We start from the raw sequence: 19843 nt of genomic DNA, 5'->3' as shown, positions 1-19843 counted from the left end.
GATGTCCGAACAAGAAGACTTCAAGCAGGCCGCCCTCGACTACCACCGCCATCCGCGCCCGGGCAAGATCAAGGTCGCCCCGACCAAGGCGATGCTGACCCAGCGCGACCTGGCGCTGGCCTACTCCCCCGGCGTGGCCTACGCCTGCGAGGCGATCGTCGAAGACCCCAAGCAGGTCAGCGAGCTGACGGCCCGGGGCAACCTGGTCGCCGTGGTCACCAACGGCACCGCGGTGCTGGGCCTGGGCAACATCGGCCCGCTGGCCAGCAAGCCGGTCATGGAAGGCAAGGGCGTGCTGTTCAAGAAGTTCGCCGGCATCGACGTGTTCGACATCGAGATCAACGAGAACGACCCGGACAAGCTGGTCGACATCATCGCCAGCCTGGAGCCGACCTTCGGCGGCATCAACCTGGAAGACATCAAGGCGCCGGAATGCTTCGTCGTGGAGCGCAAGCTGCGCGAGCGGATGAACATCCCGGTGTTCCATGACGACCAGCACGGCACCGCGATCATCGTCGGTGCGGCGGTGGTCAACGCGCTGCACGTGGTCGGCAAGAACATCGCCGAGGTCAAGCTGGCCACCACCGGCATGGGCGCGGCCGGCGTCTCCTGCGTGGACATGCTGGTGTCGCTGGGCCTGAAGAAGGAGAACATCACCGCGTTCGACCGCGGCGGCGTGATCCACTCCGGCCGCACCGACCTGGACCCGGACAAGCAGCGCTACGCCCGCGACACCGATGCGCGCACGTTGGAGGAAATCGTCAACGGCGCCGACATCTTCCTGGGCCTGTCGGCCGGCGGCGTGCTCAAGGCCGAAATGGTCGCGACCATGGCCGATCGCCCGATCATCCTGGCCCTGGCCAATCCATACCCGGAGATCCTGCCCGAGGACGCCAAGCGCGTGCGCCCGGATGCGATCGTCGCCACCGGCCGTTCGGACTACCCGAACCAGGTCAACAACGCGCTGTGCTTCCCGTACCTGTTCCGCGGCGCGCTGGACGTGGGCGCCACCGGCATCAACGAGGCGATGAAGGTCGCCTGCGTGCAGGCCATTGCCGCGCTGGCCCGGCGCGAGGCCTCGGACCTGGGCAGCGCCTACGGCGACGACATCCCCTGCTTCGGCGCCGAATACCTGATCCCGCGCCCGTTCGACCCGCGCCTGCTGGTCGAGCTGTCCTCGGCCGTGGCCCAGGCGGCGATGGACTCGGGCATTGCCGAGCGCCCGATCGAGGACATGGCCGCCTACCGCGAGAAGCTGGGCCAGTTCGTCTACCGCACCAGCCTGATGATGAAGCCGGTGTACGACAAGGCCCGCGCCGACAAGAAGCGCGTGGCCTACGCCGAGGGCGAAGAGGAAGTGGTGCTGCGCGCGGTGCAGACGGTGATCGACGAAGGCGTGGCCTTCCCGATCCTGATCGGCCGCCCGGACGTGATCGAGGCGCGGATCGAGCGCCTGGGCCTGCGCATGAAGGCCGGCGTGGACTTCGAGATCACCAACCAGGACGACGACCCGCGCTTCAACGACTACTGGCAGCACTACCACGCCATCACCGAGCGCCGCGGCGTCACCGTGCAGGCGGCCAAGAACCTGATGCGCTCGCGCCCGACCCTGATCGGCTCGGTGATGGTCGCCCGCGGCGAAGCCGACGCCCTGCTCACCGGCGTGGTCGGCCGCTTCCACAAGAAGCTGGGCTACGTGCGCAGCGTGATCGGCCTGGACCCAGGCGTGCAGTCCACCGCGGCCATGACCGGGGTGATCAACAACCAGGGCGTGTGGTTCTTCCTGGACACCCACGTGCAGGACGACCCGACCGCCGAGCAGATCGCCGAGGCGACCCTGCAGGCCGCCTACCGCCTGAAGCTGTTCGGGATCGAGCCGCGCGTGGCGTTGCTGTCGCACTCCAACTTCGGCAGCCACGAGACCCCCGGCGCGCTGAAGATGCGCAAGGTCCGCGAACTGCTGCTCAAGCGCGTGCCCAAGCTCAACGTCGACGGCGAGATGCAGGGCGACACGGCCTGGGACGAACTGCTGCGGCAGAAGATCATGCCCAACAGCACCTTGAAGGGCCGCGCCAACCTGTTCGTGCTGCCCAACCTGGACGCGGCCAACATCGCCTACAACATGGTCCGCGTGGTCACCGAGGGCGTGGCCATCGGCCCGATCCTGATGGGCATCAGCAAGCCGGTCCACATCCTCACCACCAGCGCTACCCCGCGCCGGCTGCTGAACATGACCGCCATCGCCGCGGTCGATGCGCAGATCCGGGCGCAGATGGAGGGGGAGCGGAAGGGGTGATGCGGGTCAGGGAATTCTGACCCCAGGATGCGGGATCTTCCTATCCCGGTGGACGTCCGGATATGCGATAGCTAGCACGCCGGCCAAGCCGGCCGTGCGGGCCAAGGTGGCCCGACATGCATACAACCAAGGAGTGGATGTCATGCGTAGTCTGAATGTTGGTGAGATCGATAGCGTCTCAGGTGCCGAAGTTGTTTGCGCCGCAGGTTTTCCCAGCGGGGTCAAGTGTGAGGGCTCGGCGAGTGACTGGAAGCAGCTAGCAACGGATGTATGGAATGCCATGGCTGATACGCCTGGCACAAGCGCCTGGACCATCACCAAAATTTTGGAAAGGTGAGCGCAGGGGGAGGGTTGAATACCCTCCCCTTTCCTTTATAGGAGGACAAGTGTCGGAGAAGGGCTACTACTTCGTAGGCTTCTTTGTATCCATGTTCATCTACATGGCTATAGCGGCCATCAGCAAGCACGCAGGAATTCCTGGCGTGGAAACGCTTGCCCAGCTGCTCATTACGCTCGCTCTCGTACGTATATTTCCAGAATCCGACCCTGGACTTGGTTGGGGGCATCGCGCCCTACGGGTGCTGTCGTTAACTTCCCTCGGACTTTGCGCAGTGTGGACGTTCGGGTTCTGGATTTGGACCACTCACTCTTCGAGTTTCGATTGGCAGTGGATGGTGATCCTTCCAGTGCTCGGGATCTTAGTCGTGACGCCTTGGTTTGAAGAGAAGTTGGTTCGTCATTTGCTCTTGCACTCTATCGATGGACTGCTTGGTCGATTGGTTTCCACTCTCGTCGTCTCTGTTCTATTTGCTTATGCCCATAAGGGCGTAATGATCTGGGCCTTCATCGTGTCAATAACACTATGTTGGTTGCGCTACACGTTTAAGGCTAAAACGGCGCATTGCGTGATCGTTCATGGAACGATAAACGCATATGTCATGTTGCTATACATGATTTGGTGAGCGTAAGGTAGGCATGACACGGAATGTCATCCTGCAAGCGGAGCCCGCTGAGTGCGGCTTGGCTTGTCTAGCCATAGTTGCTTCGCACCACGGCATGACCATGCCGTTGCGTGAATGGAGGCGCCGCTTTTCGTTTTCGCTCAAGGGTGCAAGTCTTTCGCGGATCATGGGTAGCGCGGGGCAGCTTGGTCTTGTGAGTCGCGCCTTGCGGCTCGAGCCCAGTGAGCTTGCGCAGCTCCAGACTCCGTGCGTCCTGCACTGGGGTCTAAATCATTTTGTCGTGCTGAAGAAGATGTCGCGACACGGCGCTGAGATTATCGATCCGGCGTTCGGGCAGAGATCGGTAGGCATGGATGAGTTGTCGCGCAACTTCACTGGGGTGGCTCTGGAGCTTGTGCCCGGGCCAAGGTTCAAGCCTGAGAAGCAGACGCTTGCGGTGCCTCTCCGCAAATTGATCGGCCCTGTATCAGGTCTGTGGCGCGCACTGGGCATGGTCCTGCTGCTCTCCCTGGCCTTGCAGGTATTCGTCCTGCTGGCGCCGTTCTTCATGCAGTGGGTCGTCGACCAGGTGCTGGTTTCGGCGGATCGCCAGTTGCTGGTCGTGCTCGGCATCGGCTTTCTGCTGTCGATGCTGCTGCAGGTCGGCATCAGCGCCATGCGTGGTTGGGCAGTGGTCCGGATCTCCGCGCAGATGGGCATGCAGTGGATGGCCGGAGTGTTCGGGCACCTGCTGCGCCTTCCAATGGGCTATTTCGAGAAACGCCACCTGGGTGACGTGGTGTCGCGCTTCGGCAGCGTGCAGACGATCCAGCGCACGATCACGACCGGGTTCGTGGAAGCACTGATCGACGGGATGATGGCCCTGGCTACCTTGTCGATGATGCTGCTCTACAGTCCCCGCCTGGCGATCGTCACCCTCGTTGCCGTGGCACTGTACCTGTGCATCCGGCTGCTCGCCTACCGTCCGCTGCGCGAAGGAACCGAGCGGCAACTCGTGGCGGCGGCGCGTCAGCAGAGCCACCTGTTCGAATCGATTCGTGGCATGCAGTCGGTCAAGGTCGCGCGCTGCGAAGCCTTCCGCCAGTCGGCCTATCTCAACCTGATGGGCGAGACGATCAACGGCGAGGTGCGGCTTGCGCGGATGGCGCTCGGCTTCAGTTCGGCCAGCCAGCTGGTGTTCGGGGTCGAACGGATCGTGGTGATCTGGATCGGCGCGCTCCTGGCGCTGGACAGCGTGTTCTCCGTCGGCATGCTGATCGCCTACCTGGCGTACAAGGACCAGTTCTCCCAGCGCGTGGCGGCGCTGATCGACCGGGGAATCGAGTTCCGGATGCTGCGTCTCCATGGCGAGCGCCTGGCCGACATCGTCCTGACCGAGCCGGAAGAGGGGTTGCACCAACCGGAGCAGCCCGCCCCTGTGCACGCGGGCATCGAGGTGCATGGACTGGGCTTTCGCTACGCCGAGGGAGAGCCCTGGGTCCTGCGCGATTGCAGCTTCCAGGTAACGCCGGGCGAATCTGTCGCCATCGCCGGTGCCTCGGGATGCGGCAAGACCACGCTGGCCAAGCTGCTGCTGGGACTGCTGCCGGCCGCCGAGGGTGAAATCCGGATCGGCGGACGCGAACTGCGACAGCTTGGCGCCTCCGGTTACCGTCAGATGGTCGCGGCGGTGATGCAGGACGACCACCTGTTCGCGGGCAACATCGCCGACAACATCGCACTCGGCGAGGAGGATCCCGATCTACCCCGCGTCGAGGAAGCGGCCCGCCTGGCTTCCGTGCACGACGAGATCATGGCCATGCCGATGGGATACCACAGCCTGATCGGTGACATGGGAACGACCCTGTCGGGCGGACAGAAGCAGCGCGTGATCCTGGCGCGGGCCCTGTACCGGCAACCGCAACTGCTCGTTCTGGACGAGGCGACCAGCCACCTCGATGTGGGTCGCGAGCACGCGGTCAACGAGGCGGTGCGGGGCTTGCACCTCACCCGCATCATCATTGCGCATCGACCCGAAACCATCGCCAGCGCCGACCGTGTGCTGGAGCTGCGCGATGGCCGGATACGCGAACGGTCACGCGCTGCCGCCGATGGTGCCTGCGGTGCATCAACCTCGGGGGCGCGTGACCGGGACGAGCAGCCGGCCGCTGGCCTGCCCGCGTGAACGAGCCGCTCTTCCGCCCCGAGGTGATGCAAGCGCGGCGGCAGGCCTGGCTGGGCACGATCTCGCTCGCGCAGCCGCTTCCCCTGTGGGTGGGTGCGCTATTCGCGGGGCTGGCCGCGGCCGCCGTACTGTCCTTCCTGCTGCTTGGCGACTACACGCGCCGCTCGCGCGTGGGCGGACAGCTGGTGCCGGACCTGGGCGTGTCCACGGTGGTCGCGCCGGTAACGGGGGTGGTGGCGCGGCTGACGGTCGAGGAGGGCGCCGACGTCGCGGGTGGCCAGGCACTGGTGCGGATCGAGCTGCCGCGCGTGGCCGCGACCGGTGCGGATGCGCACACGGTCATCGGTCGGGGGCTGGACGACCGCGACTTATCGAGCACGCAACTGGCCCAGGCCCAGATCACGCAACTCTCGATCCAGGAGCACGGCCAGCGTCGCCAGCTGGCCACCTTGCGTCTCGAACTTGGCCAGGTCCGGGTCTCGATCGCCACCCGCGGCGAACAGGTCGAACTGGGACGCGAAACCGCCGAGCGCTATCGGGCGGTCGCCGAGTCCGGCTACGTGAGCCTTGTCCAGGTGCGTCAGCAGGAACAGTCGGTACTGGAGATGCTCAATGCCAGGCAGGCACTCGAGCGCCAGGCGACCGTGCTGGTGCGCGAGATCGCCCGCCTGGAGCAGTCGTTGGCCGAGCTGCCCGCGCAACGGCAAGCCATCGACGCCACGGCCCGGCGCGAACATGCCTTGTTGGCGCAGGAGCGTTCACGCCAGGATGCGGAAGCGGGTTTGCTGGTGAAGGCACCCCTGGGCGGCGTCGTGGCCAATCGCTTCGTCGAGCCCGGCCAGGTCGTGCAGGTCGGACAACCGCTGCTGAGCGTGCTGCCGCGCGGGGCGCGTCTCCAGGCGCAACTGCAGGTTCCCAGTCGCGCGATCGGCTTCATCCGTCCCGGTGACCGGGTGCAGCTGCGCTACCAGGCTTATCCGTTCCAGAAGTTCGGCCACCAGGGCGGCCGCGTGCTGCGCGTATCGCGCAATGCGATCGCGGGCGCAGCGGCCACGGGTTCGACCGAGCCCTACTATCGCGTCCTGGTCCAGCTTGATCGCCAGGACCTGCTCGCCTACGGCCACGCCGAACCGCTGCGCCCCGGCATGCTGCTGGAGGCCGACATCCTCGGGGAGCGTCGCCGCCTCTACGAATGGCTGCTGGAGCCGCTCTACGCGCTGCGTGGCCTGCAGGCGTCCGCGGGCTGAGGCCCCCATTGCGACCTGCCGCGGGTACGGCCGTAACCCCCGCCGGTTCAGTCCCGGGCCGCCGCGCCGCTAACGATGGTGTCGCCGCATCGCCGCATCGCGGCACCGCCGTTCCGTCCGTGCCGCCGTGCCCATGCGCGGGTCGTCACAATGGCGTGGCCGCCGTTCCCCCTTCGATTCCGCAGACCGACCCATGACCTTCTGTTTCGCCGCCCATCCCCGTCGCTTGGTCATTGCCGTCGCCCTGCTGCTCGTTACGCCCGTCGCCTTGGCCGCCGGCGTCCCGACCTCCTTCACCGCCGGGGGCGTGGAGTACGGTGCCAAGGGCACGCTGCAGTACGACGTGAACCGTTTCGGCGACGATGCAGGCCGGTTCGAGGACGCCGACGACTGGCGCCGGCAGGAGCTGTACCTGTTCGCCCGCAAGAAGGGCAGCTTCGAGCTGACCGCCGGTTACGACTTCGAAGCCGAAACCTGGGGCGACGCCTACCTCAAGCTGGAAACGGCGGCCGGCGACTTCCGCGGCGGCCAGCAGAAGACCCTGGTCGGCTGGGAGGACTACGGCTACGGCACGTCTTCGACGATCTACCTGGAGCGCTCGGCCGCGGAGAACGCGTTCTACCAGGGCCGCCGTGTCGGCCTGGAGTGGACCTGGAACAAGCTCAAGAACTGGCGCTTCGCCCTGGCCGGCTACAGCGGCCCGGACCTGGAGGACGAGAACGAAGGCACCACTTTCGCCGGCCGCGTCGTGCACACGCCCATCGCCGACGACACCCGCGTGCTGCACCTGGGCGCCAGCGCCTCGCGCGAGCGCCGCGATGACGGCATCGCCCGGTTCCGCGCGCGGCCCAACGCCGCGCTCACCGACGTGCGCCTGGTCGACACCGGCCGCATGGCCAGCGACGCGATCGATCGCGTCGGCCTGGAAGCGGCCTGGCGCGACGGCCCGCTCCTGCTGCAGGCCGAGTACCTGGTCGGCCACAACGACGCCCCCTCCGGGCGCCCGGACTTCGACGGCCGCGGCTGGTATGCGCTGGCTTCGTGGGCGCTGACCGGCGAGACCCGCCCGTACGCCAATGCCGTGTTCGGCAACCTCAAGCCGACGCGCGATGCCGGCGCGGTGGACGTGCAACTGCGCTACGCCGACCTGGACCTGGACGACGGCGTGATCCGCGGCGGCCGCCAGCGCGACTGGACCCTGGGCGCCAACTGGTACTGGGGCAAGCACCTCAAGCTGCAGGCCAACTACGTGTGGCTGCGCACCGAACGCGCCGGCGTGACCCTGGACCCGGAAATCTTCGAGGCACGGGTGCAGGTCGCGTTCTGATCGACGGAGCGGGTCGCTTTTTGTAGGAGCGGTCATGACCGCGACACCGACGCCGTCGGCACGGGCGACGCCCTCGGTGATTCCAGCCACCTCGGTGTCGCGGCCATGCCCGCTCCTACAAGAGTCGGATGCCGCGCTTTCTGCGTCGCTACCGATGCGGGGCCGGGCCTCGCTCTGGACGCGCGCTACCGCTCCGGTTGACTGGCATTCGCCCGCCGGACCACCATCGCGCGGTGCATCCGCCCGCGGCGTCCCGCATGCGGACGTGCACGACCACGCAGGGGTCCACGCATGTCCGCACTGCCGCAGCGCTCGACGTTCGTCACCGTGCTGGCCTGGGTCTTCATCGCCATGTCCGGCTCGGGCACGGTCATTTCGATCGCGCAGAACCTGATGATCCACGCGCTGCTGGACGGCGAGCTGGGCCAGAGGCTGCACCAGGCCCCGCCGGAAGGCGTGCCGCCGGTCGTCGCGTTCCTGGTCGGGCATGCGCAGCTGTTCTTCATCGGCGCGCTGCTGGGGTCGATCGCCACGCTGGCCTGTTCGATCGGCCTGCTGCGCCGCCAGAACTGGGCGCGCCTGGGATTCGTCGGACTGATGCTGCTGGCGATCGCGTGGCTGCTGGCCGGGCTGTGGATCCAGTCCAGCGTGCTGGCCGGGATGGGCACGCAGTTCGCCGCCGCGGGCGACCTGGGCGGTCCGGACATCAGCGCGGTATTGCCCGTCATCGGCGTGCTGGGCGTGCTGTTCGCGCTGGTCATGGGCAGCGTGCACGGCTGGATCGCGTGGAAGCTGCTCACGCCGGTCATCGCCGCCGAGTTCCGCCGTTGATCCGCGCCAGGCCACGCGCAGTGCGATCATTGCGCCATGAATGAGGAAACCCCGTCGATGCCCGCGCCGAGTGTTGCGCCCAGGCCGTTCCTGCAGCGCTGGCTGATCGGCACCGCGGCCGCGGCCGGGCTGGTCGTGGCCTGCACCGTGTCCTTGCAGATGCACGTGCTGCGCGATCCGGCGCAGCTGCTGGCCGTGTGCGTGGGCGTGCTCATGGTCGCGATTCCGTCGGCGGCCGTCGTCGCGCTCGCGGTGCGGCGCAGCGAGCTGGGGCTGGTGCTGGGTTCGCAGCTGCTGGTGGTGGTCTTCCTCGCCGCCTGGTCCGGGATGCGGATCTAGGCCGGGACGCGACCCGCAACGTCCTGTTCCTGTGCAGCCGCAACCGGCTGCGCAGCCCGACCGCCGAGCAGCTGTTCGCCGACTGGCCGGGCATCGAAACCGCCTCGGCCGGCCTGGCGCCGGACGCTGACACGCCGCTGACACCGGAGCTGCTGGCCTGGGCGGACACGGTACTGGTGATGGAGCAGGCGCATCGCACGCGGTTGTCGGCGACTTTCGGCGCGCACCTGCGTGGCACGCGCATCGCCTGCCTGGATATCCCCGACGATTACGACTTCATGGCGCCGGCACTGGTTGACGTGTTGCAGGCGCGGGTGCCGCGCCATCTGCCGTCGCGTTGAGCGGGCGGCGCCGGACCCTTCGAATCGCGAAACGCCGCGCGTAGAGCCGGGCTTGCCCGGCTGCCTGCCTGGCTACGTCGCAGCGGGGCAAGCCCCGCTCCACGCGGCATGCGCGGCGATCAATCCTCGTCGTCGCCTTCGACGATCTTGCGCTGCATCGCGTCGAGGTAGGCATCGGCTTCGGCGACCGAGGTGAAGATCTCGTTGAGCGGCACGGCCTTGACCATGTCGAACACTTTCTGGATCTGCGGCTGCGGGTTGGCCACCAGCACCTTGCCGGCGCGGGTGGAGAGCGCCTTGCGCGCCTTGAACACCGAGCGGATGCCGGCGCTGCTGATGTAGTCCAGTCCGGCCAGGTCCAGCACCAGCGAGGTCACCGCGGGGTTGGCCAGCACCGGTGCCAGCGCCTCGTCAAGCGCGCCGTAGGTGTGCGTGTCCAGGCGTCCGCCGATGGCCACGCGCTGGACGCCGTTGGCGGGCGGGGTGGTGTCGATCCTCAGCAGGCTCATGCGCGGCTCTCCATGTCGTGGGCGGCATCCAGCCGCAGGGTGATGCGAAGCACGTTGCAGTCGTCGATGCGCTGGTACTCGATCCGGTCGGCCAGTTCCTGGACCAGGAACACGCCCAGTCCGCCGATCTCCCGTTCCCCGATCTCCGCGTCCAGGTCCGGCGCGCTGCGCGCGGTCGGATCGAACGGCTGGCCGCGGTCGCGGAACTCCAGCCACAACTGCCGGCCGTCCACCCGCGCATGCATCTCCAGCGGCGCGTCGGGCGCGACCGCATGCTCGACGGCATTGCAGGCCACTTCCTCCACGATCAGCCGGGCGTCGTGCATCGCCGCCATGCTGGCGCCGTGTCGTGCCAGCAGGGCATCGATCGCGTTGGTCATGCGCAACACATCGTGTGATGTATGCGCCACGCTCATGTGCACCGATGTCTCCCCTTTCGCGCCGACAGCATGCGCCTCGGCCCCGGGGTTGTCGAGGTCGTGGGTGCGGCTCAGGGCCAGGATCGTGGTGTCGTCCGACGGCGGTGCTTCGCCGACGAAAAGTTGCACGTCGGCGAGCACCTGCGCACAGGTTTCGGCCGCGCCGACGCCGGCGCGCACCACCGCCTGCAGGCGCTCCATGCCGTAGGCCTGGTTGCCCAGGTCGAACGCCTCGGTGACGCCGTCGGTGTAGGCCAGCAGGCAGTCGCCCGGTGCCAGCGAGCCGCGCCACAACGGGAAGTCGTCGCTGACCTCGAAGCCCAGCGGCGGACCGTTTTCCAGCGCGATCAGTTGCACGCGGCCATCGCCATGCAGCAGCAAGGGCGGTTCATGGCCGGCGCTGGCCAGCCACAGGTCGCCGCTGCGCACGTCGATGCGGCCGCACAGCACGGTGGCGAACATGCAGGTCTCGTTGCCCCGCTCCAGCCGGCGCGAGCCTTCGGCCAGCGCGTGCGAGGGCGTGGCCGCGGTCTGGATCGCCACCTCCAGCATGGTCACCGCGCGGGCCATGAACAGCGCCGCCGGCACGCCCTTGTCGGAGACATCGCCGATCACGAACCACAGCTCGCCGTCGCCGCGCTCGATGAAGTTGTAGAAGTCGCCGCCCACCGCCTTGGCCGGCTCCAGCAACGCCTGCGCCTGCAGGTGTTCGTGCCCGCTGTCGATGGTGCGGCCCTGCGGCAGCATCGCCCGCTGGATGTCGCGCGCGATCGACAGTTCGCTTTCGAGCTTCTGCCGCGCCGCGCCCATCTGTTCGATCTCGCGCAGCTGGCGGCGGATCGACACGCGCGCCCGTTCCAGCGTGCGCGCGAGCACGCCGACTTCGTCGCGGCGCTGCTGCTGCGCCAGCGGGATGTCCTCCTCGCCGGCGATCGCCTGCACCGCCGAGCGGGTCAGTTCCTCCACCGGCCGGCTGATCTGCTTGCCGACCTTGCGCACCAGGAAGGTCCCCAGCAGCGCGAGCACCAGGCTGATCCCGACCAGCAGCAGCAAGGCGCGGTCGAAGCGGGCGATGACCGGGTCGTAGGTCTGCCCGACCAGCAGCACCCAGCCGCTGTCGCCGACCGGCTCGACCGCGGTGAAGCGCAGCTGCCCGGTCTCGGCGTCCTGGTGCGACAGGTGCGACGGCCGCCGCTGGCGCGCGGCATCGGCGGCCCACTGCAGGTCGTTGCGGCCGGCGCGGGTGATGTACTCCTGCAGCGTGTCGCGCAGGGCGATGTCGGGGATGGTGCTGAAGGCGACCGTGCCTTCGGGCGCGACCAGGGTCACGCGCACGCCCGGCAGGTGGGCCAGGCTTTCCACCGGCGCGACGATGTCGTCCAGCTGCAGGTCCAGGCTGGCCATGCCGCGCGAGGCCGGTTGCAGCGGCACGTTGTAGGTGGCCATCCAGACCGCGCCGGCGGTCTGGTTGAGGTAGGGCTCGGACCACCAGCCGGCGTCACCGCCAACCGTGCGCCGGTACCAGGCCTGCGCGCGGTAGTCGTAGCCGTCGGCGACGAGGTCGCGCTGGCGCCCGTCGATGCGGGCGTAGCGCGCATACGCCGGTGCGTGCGGGCCGGCGGGTTCGACGATCACCAGCACGCCGGCCGTGCCGGGCACGGATTCGAGCACCGCCACCTGCGCGTGGCGCAGCTGCGCGTCGGCCAGTCCGGCGCGCGAGACCAGCCGCGCCAGGTTGTGGGTCGCCAGGGTCAGCGTGCGCAGTTCGTCTTCCAGCCGGCCGGCCGCTTCGATCGTGGAGGCGCGCGTGTCGCGCTGGGCGCTGTCCAGGATCTCGCGGCGCAGGTACCAGGCCGTGGCCAGGGTCACGCCGAGCAGGAACAGCAAAGTGGTCAGTCCCGACCACAGCGCGATGCGCGTGCGCAGGCTGTGGTACCAGCGCACGGTTTCGGGCGTCGCCGCGGCGTTCGGCATATCGGCAGCGTCGTGGCTCATGGTCCCCGTGCCCCTGCCGCCTTCCCGGGGCGGACCGCCGCATCATAAGCCCGGCCCGCACCCGCCGCGGCGTGCATCCCGTCGCAGCCCGGACGTCGCAGCCCGGACGTCGCAGCTCAGTCCTCGCGCTGGCGGCTGATCGCCAGGATGGTGATGTCGTCCGACTGCGGCGCATCGCCGGCGAAGCGGCGCACGTCGTCGAGCAGGCGCTGGCAGGCGGCTTCGGCGCTGTCGCCCCGCACCAGCGCAGCCAGCAGGCGCTCGGTGCCATAGGCCCGGTCCTGCGCGTCGAACGCCTCGGTCACCCCGTCGGTGTAGCCGACCAGGGTGCTGCCGGCGGCGAGCACGCCTTCGTACAAGGGGAAGTCATCGCCCGGCTCGAAGCCCAGCGGCCCGCCGCCCTCCAGCGAGAGCAGTTCGCTGCGGCCATCGGCGTGCAGCAGCAGCGGCGGCTCGTGCCCGGCGCTGGCCAGGCGGAAGCGGCCGCTGGCCACGTCCAGCCGCCCGCACAGCACGGTGGCGAACATGCAGGTCTCGTTGTTCTCGGCCAGCCGCACCGAGGCGGCGGCGAGGATCTTCTCCGGCGACCCATGCCGGCGCGCCTGCTGTTCGAGCACGGTCAACGTGCGCGCCATGAACAGCGCCGCCGGGATGCCCTTGTCGGACACGTCGCCGATCGCGAACCACAGCACGCCCGGTTCCAGCTCGGAGAACTGGTAGAAGTCGCCGCCCACCTCGCTGGCCGGTTCCAGCAACGCGTGCGCTTCCACGTGCATGTGCGCGGTGTCGAACGCGCGACCGGCCGGCAGCATCGACTGCTGGATGTCGCGCGCGATCGACAGCTCGCTTTCGAGCTTCTGCCGGGCGCTGGCCATCTGCCCGATCTCGTGCAGCTGGCCCTTGATCGAACCGCGCGCCGCGTCGAACGCGCGCGCCATCACCCCGACCTCGTCGTCGCGCTGCACGTGCGGCAGCGGGTAGTCGAAGTCGCCCTGGCTGAAGTGGTGCGCGCTGTCGGTGAGCTGTTCGATCGGCACCGCCAGCGCGTGGCTGTAGCGCCGCGCCAGCCACAGCGCCAGCAACAGGGTGAGCAGCCCGGCCAGCGCCACCGCCAGCGCGATCCGGTCCAGCCGGTGCAGGAAGTAGCGCTCGGACACGCCCAGGGCGTAGCTCCAGCCACTGTCGGCCACCGGCAGCACCACGGTGCGACGCGCGTCGCCGTCCAGGCCGCGGTGGTCGAGCGTGGCCGGCGTGTGCGTGGCGATCGCCTGCACCAGCGGTGCCAGGTCTTCGCGCCCGGGCATCGCCGCCAGTTCGGCCGCGCTGCGCCGCATCTGCGTGTCCGCATCCGGGTGCACCACCGCCAGGCCTTCAGGCGAGAACAGCATCGACTGCAGGCCGGCGCCGCTGGACCCGGCCAGCAGGTGCGCCAGTCGCTCCATCGGCACGTCCAGGCTGACCATGCCCACCGCCGGTGCGTTGGGCGGGTCGCCCGGCCGGCGCAAAGGCAGGTTGTAGGTGGCGAAGTACTCGCCACCGGTCGCGGCGTTGGCATAGGGCTCGTCCCACCACGGGCGCGCCGAGGCCACGGTGCGCACGTACCAGGGCATGGTCCGGTAGTCATAGCCCAGGTCGGCGACCGACTGTTCGACCAGCGTGTCGCCGTCGCGGCGGATGTACCAGGTGAAGCCGTCCGCATCGCCCGGCATCGCCTGCGGCTCGACGATCACCATCGCCCCGGTGATGTCCGGGTCGCCGGCCAGGCTGGCGACCAGCAACGAGCGCAGGTTGGCCGGTTGCGCGCCCACGCCGGTGGCGCTGGCGGCCAGGGTGCGGCCGCTGACCTGGACCGATTCCAGGGTCGCTTCCAGGCTGCGCACGGTCTGCCGGGCCAGGCTGTCGGCCTCGGCGCGGGCGTTCTGCACGATCAGGGCGCGGGCGCCGGCATAGAAGGCCAGGGCGGTGACCAGCAGCAGCCCGGCGTTGAGCACGCTGGACCACAGCACCATCCGCGTGCGCAGGCTGTCGCGCCAGCGGACCCGCGCGACCGGCTCCGGCGCCTGCGCTCCCGCCGCCCGTTCTCCCGCAGGCGGGCCGGCAGGTGCATGGGCATCGGGACGGCCGTTCAAGGAGGCGGACATGGGCGTCCGGGCAGGGGGGTCGCCCGATCATAAGCAGAAGCGTTGTGGGGACGGCCCTCACGCGCGGCCGCGTCCTGTCGCGCGGTGTCGCCCGGGTGTCCTGGGACTGTCCCGGACAAGTATCGATTGCACGCGCAACCATCGGCGAAACGGGCGCAATACGCACCCGTAGCGAGGCGGAAAACAGGGCCGGTGCGCTAAACTCCGTGGTCCACGAGATCAAGTAGGCCGCGACCCCTGCGCGCGGCGAACGGAGTGATATGAACTGGCTGAACGAAGTGCTGCAGAACGATCCGGATCCGGTCGAGACCCGGGAATGGATCGAGTCGCTCAAGGCGGTCATCGACCGTGACGGCCCCGAGCGTGCGCATGGCCTGCTGGAGGACATGGTCGAGCTGACCCGCCGTTCCGGCGCCTACCTGCCGTTCTCGCCGACCACCGAGTACGTCAACACCATCGCCCCCCAGCTCGAAGCCAAGAGCCCGGGCAACGCCGACCTCGAGTGGAAGATCCGTTCGATCATCCGCTGGAACGCGATGGCCACGGTCGTGCGCGCCAACCGCAAGCCCGGCGACCTGGGCGGCCACATCGCCTCGTTCGCCTCGGCCGCGACCCTGTACGACGTGGGCTTCAACCACTTCTGGCGCGCCCCGTCCGACAGCCACCCGGGCGACCTGCTGTTCATCCAGGGCCACAGCGCACCGGGCATCTACGCCCGCTCGTTCCTGGAAGGCCGGATCAGCGAGAACCAGCTCGACAACTTCCGCATGGAAGTGGACGGCCAGGGCATCTCGTCCTATCCGCACCCGTGGCTGATGCCCGACTACTGGCAGACCCCGACCGTGTCGATGGGCCTGGGCCCGCTGGCGGCGATCTACCAGGCGCAGTTCATGAAGTACCTGGAGCACCGCGGCCTGATCGAGAAGTCCGACCGCAAGGTCTGGTGCTTCATCGGCGACGGCGAGTCCGACGAGCCGGAAACCCTGGGCGCTATTGCCCTGGCCGGCCGCGAAGGCCTGGACAACCTGATCTTCGTCGTCAACTGCAACCTGCAGCGCCTCGACGGCCCGGTGCGCGGCAACGGCAAGATCATCCAGGAGCTGGAAGGCGTGTTCCGCGGCGGCGGCTGGAACGTGATCAAGCTGCTGTGGGGCGGCTACTGGGACGCGCTGCTGTCCAAGGACACCAACGGCGTGCTCAAGAAGCTGATGATGGAGACCGTCGACGGCGAGTACCAGAACTGCAAGGCGTTCGGCGGCGCGTACACGCGCGAGAACTTCTTCGGCAAGTACCCGGAGACCGCGGCCATGGTCGCTGGCCTGTCCGATGACGACATCTGGCGCCTCAACCGCGGCGGCCACGACCCGCACAAGGTGTACGCGGCCTACCACCAGGCGGTGAACACCACCGGCATGCCGACCGTGATCCTGGCCAAGACGGTCAAGGGCTACGGCATGGGCAGCTCGGGCGAGTCGCTCAACCCGACCCACCAGACCAAGAAGCTGGACGACGACGCGGTGCGCGCGTTCCGCGACCGCTTCAACATCCCGCTGACCGACCAGCAGCTGCAGGCCGAGCAGGTGCCGTTCTACCACCCCGGCGAGGACTCGCCGGAAGTGCAGTACCTCAAGGAACGCCGCGCCGCGCTCGGCGGCTACCTGCCGCAGCGCCGCCGCAAGGCCGACCAGTCGTTCACCGTGCCGGGCCTGGACAAGTACGAGCGCCTGCTCAAGGACAGCGGCGAGCGCACCTACTCGACCACCATGGCCTTCGTGCAGACCCTCAACATCGCCCTGCGCGACAAGGACTCCGGCCCGCGCCTGGTGCCGATCGTCGCCGACGAGGCCCGCACCTTCGGCATGGAAGGCCTGTTCCGCCAGATCGGCATCTACGCCCCGTTCGGCCAGAAGTACAAGCCGGTCGATTCGGACCAGCTGATGTACTACCGCGAAGACCAGGCCGGCCAGGTGCTGCAGCAGGGCATCAGCGAGCCGGGCGCGATCGCGTCGTGGATGGCCGCCGGCACCAGCTACTCGGTGTCCAACGTGCCGATGCTGCCGTTCTACATCTACTACTCGATGTTCGGCTTCCAGCGCGTGGGCGACATCGCCTGGCAGGCCGCCGACATGCGCACCCGCGGCTTCCTGCTCGGCGGCACCGCCGGCCGCACCACGCTCAACGGTGAAGGTCTGCAGCACGAAGACGGCTTCAGCCAGGTCATCGCCGGCTCCATCCCCAACGTGCGCAGCTACGACCCGACCTTCGGCTACGAAGTCACCGTGCTGCTGCAGGCGGGCATGAAGGCCATGCTCCAGGACCAGATCGACGAGTACTGGTACCTGACCCTGATGAACGAAAACTACGCGCACCCGGAAATGCCGGCCGGCGCGGAAGCCGGGATCATCAAGGGCATGTACCTGCTCAAGGACGCCGGCAAGCCGAAGAAGGGCGAGCTGCGCGTGCAGCTGCTGGGCAGCGGCACCATCCTGCGCGAGGCCATTGCCGCGGCCGAACTGCTGGACAAGGACTTCGGCGTCACCGCCGACATCTGGTCCTGCCCCAGCTTCAACGAGCTGCGTCGCGACGGCTTCGACGCCGAGCGCTGGAACCGCCTGAACCCGGAAGCCAAGACCCCCCGCAAGGCCTACGTGACCGAACTGCTGGAAGGCCGCCAGGGCCCGGCCATCGCCGCCACCGACTACGTGCGCGCCTACGCCGACCAGATCCGCGCCTTCATGCCCGGCCACTACACCGTGCTGGGCACCGACGGCTTCGGTCGCTCGGACACCCGCGCCAACCTGCGCCGCCACTTCGAAGTGGACCGCTACTACATCGCCCACGCCGCCATCGCCGCCCTGGCGAAGGACGGGAAGATGACGGGGAAGGACGTGGCCAGGGCGATCAAGCAGTACAAGATCGATCCGGAGAAGGCGAACCCGGTTGGGGTTTAAATTCGGACGAAGCTGGAACAGAAAAGGCGGCCTCATGGCCGCCTACTTTTTAAGTGAAATCAGCCTTCCAAGCTATTCAGAAATGATCCGCGCTACTAAGCTCGTTGGTTGCGCGTGCGATTAGGTCTGACAGTCAATCATTAGTCCCAATGGGATTTTTTGCTCTACCGGCTTCGCCAGGAAGGCATACTCTGCGCAACAGCCCGTGTGGTGATTCAGTGCGCAAGCATTCGGAGAGGAATTCATGAGATCTGATCCTTGCACGATAGCGTGCGATGTCTGTGGGGCGTCTTGCCATTACGGAAAAGGTAGATATGAGGCGCACAAGCTGCACATGTATGGAGGCGCCATGTGTTGCAACACTTGTTGGGAGAGTAACTGGGACGGGTGGTCGCCTCACCACGAGACCGCCATTCTTAGAATTCTCAGTGAGAAAGGCATATCGACACCTGATCGCAACGAGAGGGGTTGGTTGCCTAGAAGTTAGTTGACTCTGGACCGGCCAGAGTTTCATAGACAATCAGTTGCCGCTCTGCGCATAGCACTTTTCGAACTCTACCGGTGACACCGACGCCCCCCGGTTTGAGTAGCGCTCCATTCTGGAGTTCAATTCCTACTGACCGAAAGCGGGGTCAGGTCCACTTCCCGGTTGATGGCGTCGCGCCTGGCGGTCGATGCACGCCGCAACCGCCAGTCGTCGCCACTCACTTCGGCAGGAAGTGAACCTGACCCAGGTACGCCGTCACAGACCAATTACCTCCATTCACGCCAATACTTCTTTGCGGCGCAACTTGACTCAGGTGACAGGTGATATGGACTGCTTAGAATTCTTACAAGAAGCAAGCTCGGAACCTGAAAATATATCGTATATCGCCCCAGGCGTAGTTGTGCTTTTGCTAACTACCTCCTCCGTTGGATACACGTTTAAATGCCGCATTGAATCGATTGAAGGACCGAAGGTTAGCGTCATTATTCTGGAAGCATTTAAATACCCACATACTTCTACACACGACCTCTTCGGGCGGACACTCCAGGGAGGATTTCTTCAAATTGAACGAAAGCACATTCACTCGGTGATCAAGCCTTTGGTGACACCAAGAGAACGTCTAAAAGAGGCGGGGCGGATTGTCCTTGGCATAGCCCTATTTGTTCTCTGGTGCACGCTATGCTCGGCCCCAGACGACGGCTATTGCGACAACAACGGTGTTTGGGGCACACCCCGATGCGGCAACTCTAGTTACGTCGACTGACACTGACCCCGCGTTCTGATTCGTGCGCTTGAAGTGGGGCAGAATCCATTGGCTGCTGGGACTTGTAGGGTCCGCATCAAGCTATCAGGTCGCCCTAATCTGCGTAAGGCTTTTCCTACAGAGGAATAAAGGGGTCAGAGTGCACTTCCTCGCCCGGGCTGACTTTCTTCGCGGTGGCTTGTGACGACCGCCGCTCGTGACGAGCTGCCTGGGTGTCCCTTGTTCTGACACCGTCGGCCATCGCCGCCCAGCCCGACACAGGCGTCGGCTGGCCGATACAGTGGCCACCGCGCCTTCCCCTGATGGACCCCCATGCACCCCGATGATCTGAAGTCGCTGTTCGACCAGCAGGCCGCCGGCTACGACCGGCAGTGGGAGAAGACCGCGCCGATACGGCAGTGCCTGCAACTGCTGCTGGAGCCGCTGTTCGCCGGCCTGCCCGAGCAGGCGCACGTGCTGTGCGTGGGCGTGGGCACCGGCTTGGAGATGGCGCACCTGGCGCGACGATTTCCCGGCTGGCGCTTCACCGCGCTCGATCCCTCCGGGGCGATGCTGGAAGTGAGCCGGCAGCGTGCCCAGGCCGAGGGCTTTGCCGCGCGCTGCCGCTTCCACGAGGGCTATGTCGAGGACCTGCCGGCCGAGGCGGGGTTCGATGCCGCCACCTGTTTCCTGGTGTCGCAGTTCATCGTGGACGTGGACGCGCGCGCGGCCTTCTTCCGCGGCATCGCCTCGCGCCTGCGGCCGGGCGGGCGCCTGGCCAGCTCGGACCTGTCCGCCGACACGGCCTCGCCCGAGTACGCGGTGCTGCTGCAGGGATGGATGGCGATGATGGCCGGCGCCGACGTGCCCGCCGAGGCGCTGGCGCGCATGCGCCACGCCTACGCGCACGACGTCGGCGTGCTCCCGCCGGAACGCGTGGAAGCGATCCTGCGCGCCGGCGGCTTCGCCCTCCCGGTCCGGTTCTTCCAGGCCGGGCTGATCCATGCGTGGGTCTCGCAGGTGGCGCAGGCGCCGGGCTCGGTCCACTCTCCGATTGAGTGAACTACGTGCCACTGTTCCGGCCACTACCCA

13 protein-coding genes are annotated in these 19843 nt (G+C 67.4%); 10 read left to right on the top strand and 3 right to left on the bottom strand.

What is annotated here, in order from left to right; genetic code table 11:
* Position 1 precedes the first annotated feature (1 nt).
* The 8 genes from CSC65_RS07625 to CSC65_RS07590 all read left to right on the top strand — a co-directional run bounded on the left by CSC65_RS07625 (position 2) and on the right by CSC65_RS07590 (position 9507).
* Positions 2 to 2296 carry an NADP-dependent malic enzyme gene (locus tag CSC65_RS07625; RefSeq protein WP_162409963.1) on the top strand — a complete coding sequence of 765 codons (2295 nt, stop codon included), beginning with the start codon at positions 2 to 4 and terminating at the stop codon, positions 2294 to 2296.
* A gap of 275 nt (positions 2297 to 2571) precedes the next feature.
* The gene (locus CSC65_RS07620) at positions 2572 to 3258 is read left to right on the top strand and encodes a CPBP family intramembrane glutamic endopeptidase (RefSeq protein WP_162409962.1); all 687 of its coding nucleotides are present in this window, start codon (positions 2572 to 2574) and stop codon (positions 3256 to 3258) included.
* Positions 3259 to 3271: 13 nt separating this feature from the next.
* On the top strand, positions 3272 to 5422 hold the full coding sequence (locus CSC65_RS07615; protein ID WP_162409961.1) for a peptidase domain-containing ABC transporter: 2151 nt from the start codon (positions 3272 to 3274) through the stop codon (positions 5420 to 5422).
* Complete coding sequence (locus CSC65_RS07610) at positions 5419 to 6669, top strand: HlyD family secretion protein (RefSeq protein ID WP_338015095.1); 1251 nt, start codon at positions 5419 to 5421, stop codon at positions 6667 to 6669. Before CSC65_RS07615 ends, CSC65_RS07610 begins: the two co-directional genes overlap by 4 nt.
* A 193-nt stretch (positions 6670 to 6862) precedes the next feature.
* The gene (locus CSC65_RS07605; RefSeq protein ID WP_162409960.1) at positions 6863 to 7996 is read left to right on the top strand and encodes an OprO/OprP family phosphate-selective porin; all 1134 of its coding nucleotides are present in this window, start codon (positions 6863 to 6865) and stop codon (positions 7994 to 7996) included.
* A gap of 291 nt (positions 7997 to 8287) precedes the next feature.
* Positions 8288 to 8827, top strand: a complete 540-nt coding sequence (locus CSC65_RS07600) for a hypothetical protein (RefSeq protein ID WP_162409959.1) — start codon at positions 8288 to 8290, stop codon at positions 8825 to 8827.
* 36 nt (positions 8828 to 8863) lie between these two features.
* Positions 8864 to 9166, top strand: coding sequence for a hypothetical protein (locus CSC65_RS07595; protein WP_162409958.1), 303 nt, complete (start codon positions 8864 to 8866; stop codon positions 9164 to 9166).
* Positions 9145 to 9507, top strand: a complete 363-nt coding sequence (locus CSC65_RS07590; RefSeq protein ID WP_162410066.1) for a low molecular weight protein tyrosine phosphatase family protein — start codon at positions 9145 to 9147, stop codon at positions 9505 to 9507. The genes CSC65_RS07595 and CSC65_RS07590 overlap by 22 nt, the downstream gene beginning before the upstream one ends.
* A gap of 119 nt (positions 9508 to 9626) precedes the next feature.
* On the opposite strand, the gene CSC65_RS07585 is transcribed toward CSC65_RS07590, so the two are convergent.
* The 3 genes from CSC65_RS07585 to CSC65_RS07575 all read right to left on the bottom strand — a co-directional run bounded on the left by CSC65_RS07585 (position 9627) and on the right by CSC65_RS07575 (position 14571).
* Positions 9627 to 10016 carry an STAS domain-containing protein gene (locus CSC65_RS07585; RefSeq protein WP_162409957.1) on the bottom strand — a complete coding sequence of 130 codons (390 nt, stop codon included), beginning with the start codon at positions 10014 to 10016 and terminating at the stop codon, positions 9627 to 9629.
* Positions 10013 to 12430 carry a SpoIIE family protein phosphatase gene (locus CSC65_RS07580; RefSeq protein ID WP_162409956.1) on the bottom strand — a complete coding sequence of 806 codons (2418 nt, stop codon included), beginning with the start codon at positions 12428 to 12430 and terminating at the stop codon, positions 10013 to 10015. Before CSC65_RS07580 ends, CSC65_RS07585 begins: the two co-directional genes overlap by 4 nt.
* Before the next feature lie 116 nt (positions 12431 to 12546).
* Positions 12547 to 14571, bottom strand: a complete 2025-nt coding sequence (locus tag CSC65_RS07575) for a SpoIIE family protein phosphatase (protein ID WP_162409955.1) — start codon at positions 14569 to 14571, stop codon at positions 12547 to 12549.
* Positions 14572 to 14831: 260 nt separating this feature from the next.
* On the opposite strand from CSC65_RS07575, the gene aceE reads away from it, so the two are divergent.
* Entirely contained in the window at positions 14832 to 17522 is a 2691-nt protein-coding gene (aceE, locus tag CSC65_RS07570; RefSeq protein WP_162409954.1) for a pyruvate dehydrogenase (acetyl-transferring), homodimeric type, read from the top strand.
* 1562 nt (positions 17523 to 19084) lie between these two features.
* Complete coding sequence (locus CSC65_RS07565; RefSeq protein ID WP_162409953.1) at positions 19085 to 19813, top strand: class I SAM-dependent methyltransferase; 729 nt, start codon at positions 19085 to 19087, stop codon at positions 19811 to 19813.
* Positions 19814 to 19843 lie beyond the last annotated feature (30 nt).

Origin of the sequence: Pseudoxanthomonas daejeonensis (assembly GCF_010093205.1) — a bacterium.
GTDB lineage: Bacteria > Pseudomonadota > Gammaproteobacteria > Xanthomonadales > Xanthomonadaceae > Pseudoxanthomonas > Pseudoxanthomonas daejeonensis.
This window is presented reverse-complemented; position numbering and strand designations above follow the sequence as displayed.

Coding starts and splice junctions, on each gene's coding strand:
- CSC65_RS07625 (WP_162409963.1), top strand. CDS start 2: ATGTCCGAACAAGAAGACTTCAAGCAGGCCGCCCTCGACTACCACCGC.
- CSC65_RS07620 (WP_162409962.1), top strand. CDS start 2,572: ATGCCATGGCTGATACGCCTGGCACAAGCGCCTGGACCATCACCAAAA.
- CSC65_RS07615 (WP_162409961.1), top strand. CDS start 3,272: ATGACACGGAATGTCATCCTGCAAGCGGAGCCCGCTGAGTGCGGCTTG.
- CSC65_RS07605 (WP_162409960.1), top strand. CDS start 6,863: ATGACCTTCTGTTTCGCCGCCCATCCCCGTCGCTTGGTCATTGCCGTC.
- CSC65_RS07600 (WP_162409959.1), top strand. CDS start 8,288: ATGTCCGCACTGCCGCAGCGCTCGACGTTCGTCACCGTGCTGGCCTGG.
- CSC65_RS07595 (WP_162409958.1), top strand. CDS start 8,864: ATGAATGAGGAAACCCCGTCGATGCCCGCGCCGAGTGTTGCGCCCAGG.
- CSC65_RS07585 (WP_162409957.1), bottom strand. CDS start 10,016: ATGAGCCTGCTGAGGATCGACACCACCCCGCCCGCCAACGGCGTCCAG.
- CSC65_RS07580 (WP_162409956.1), bottom strand. CDS start 12,430: ATGAGCCACGACGCTGCCGATATGCCGAACGCCGCGGCGACGCCCGAA.
- CSC65_RS07575 (WP_162409955.1), bottom strand. CDS start 14,571: ATGTCCGCCTCCTTGAACGGCCGTCCCGATGCCCATGCACCTGCCGGC.
- aceE (WP_162409954.1), top strand. CDS start 14,832: ATGAACTGGCTGAACGAAGTGCTGCAGAACGATCCGGATCCGGTCGAG.
- CSC65_RS07565 (WP_162409953.1), top strand. CDS start 19,085: ATGCACCCCGATGATCTGAAGTCGCTGTTCGACCAGCAGGCCGCCGGC.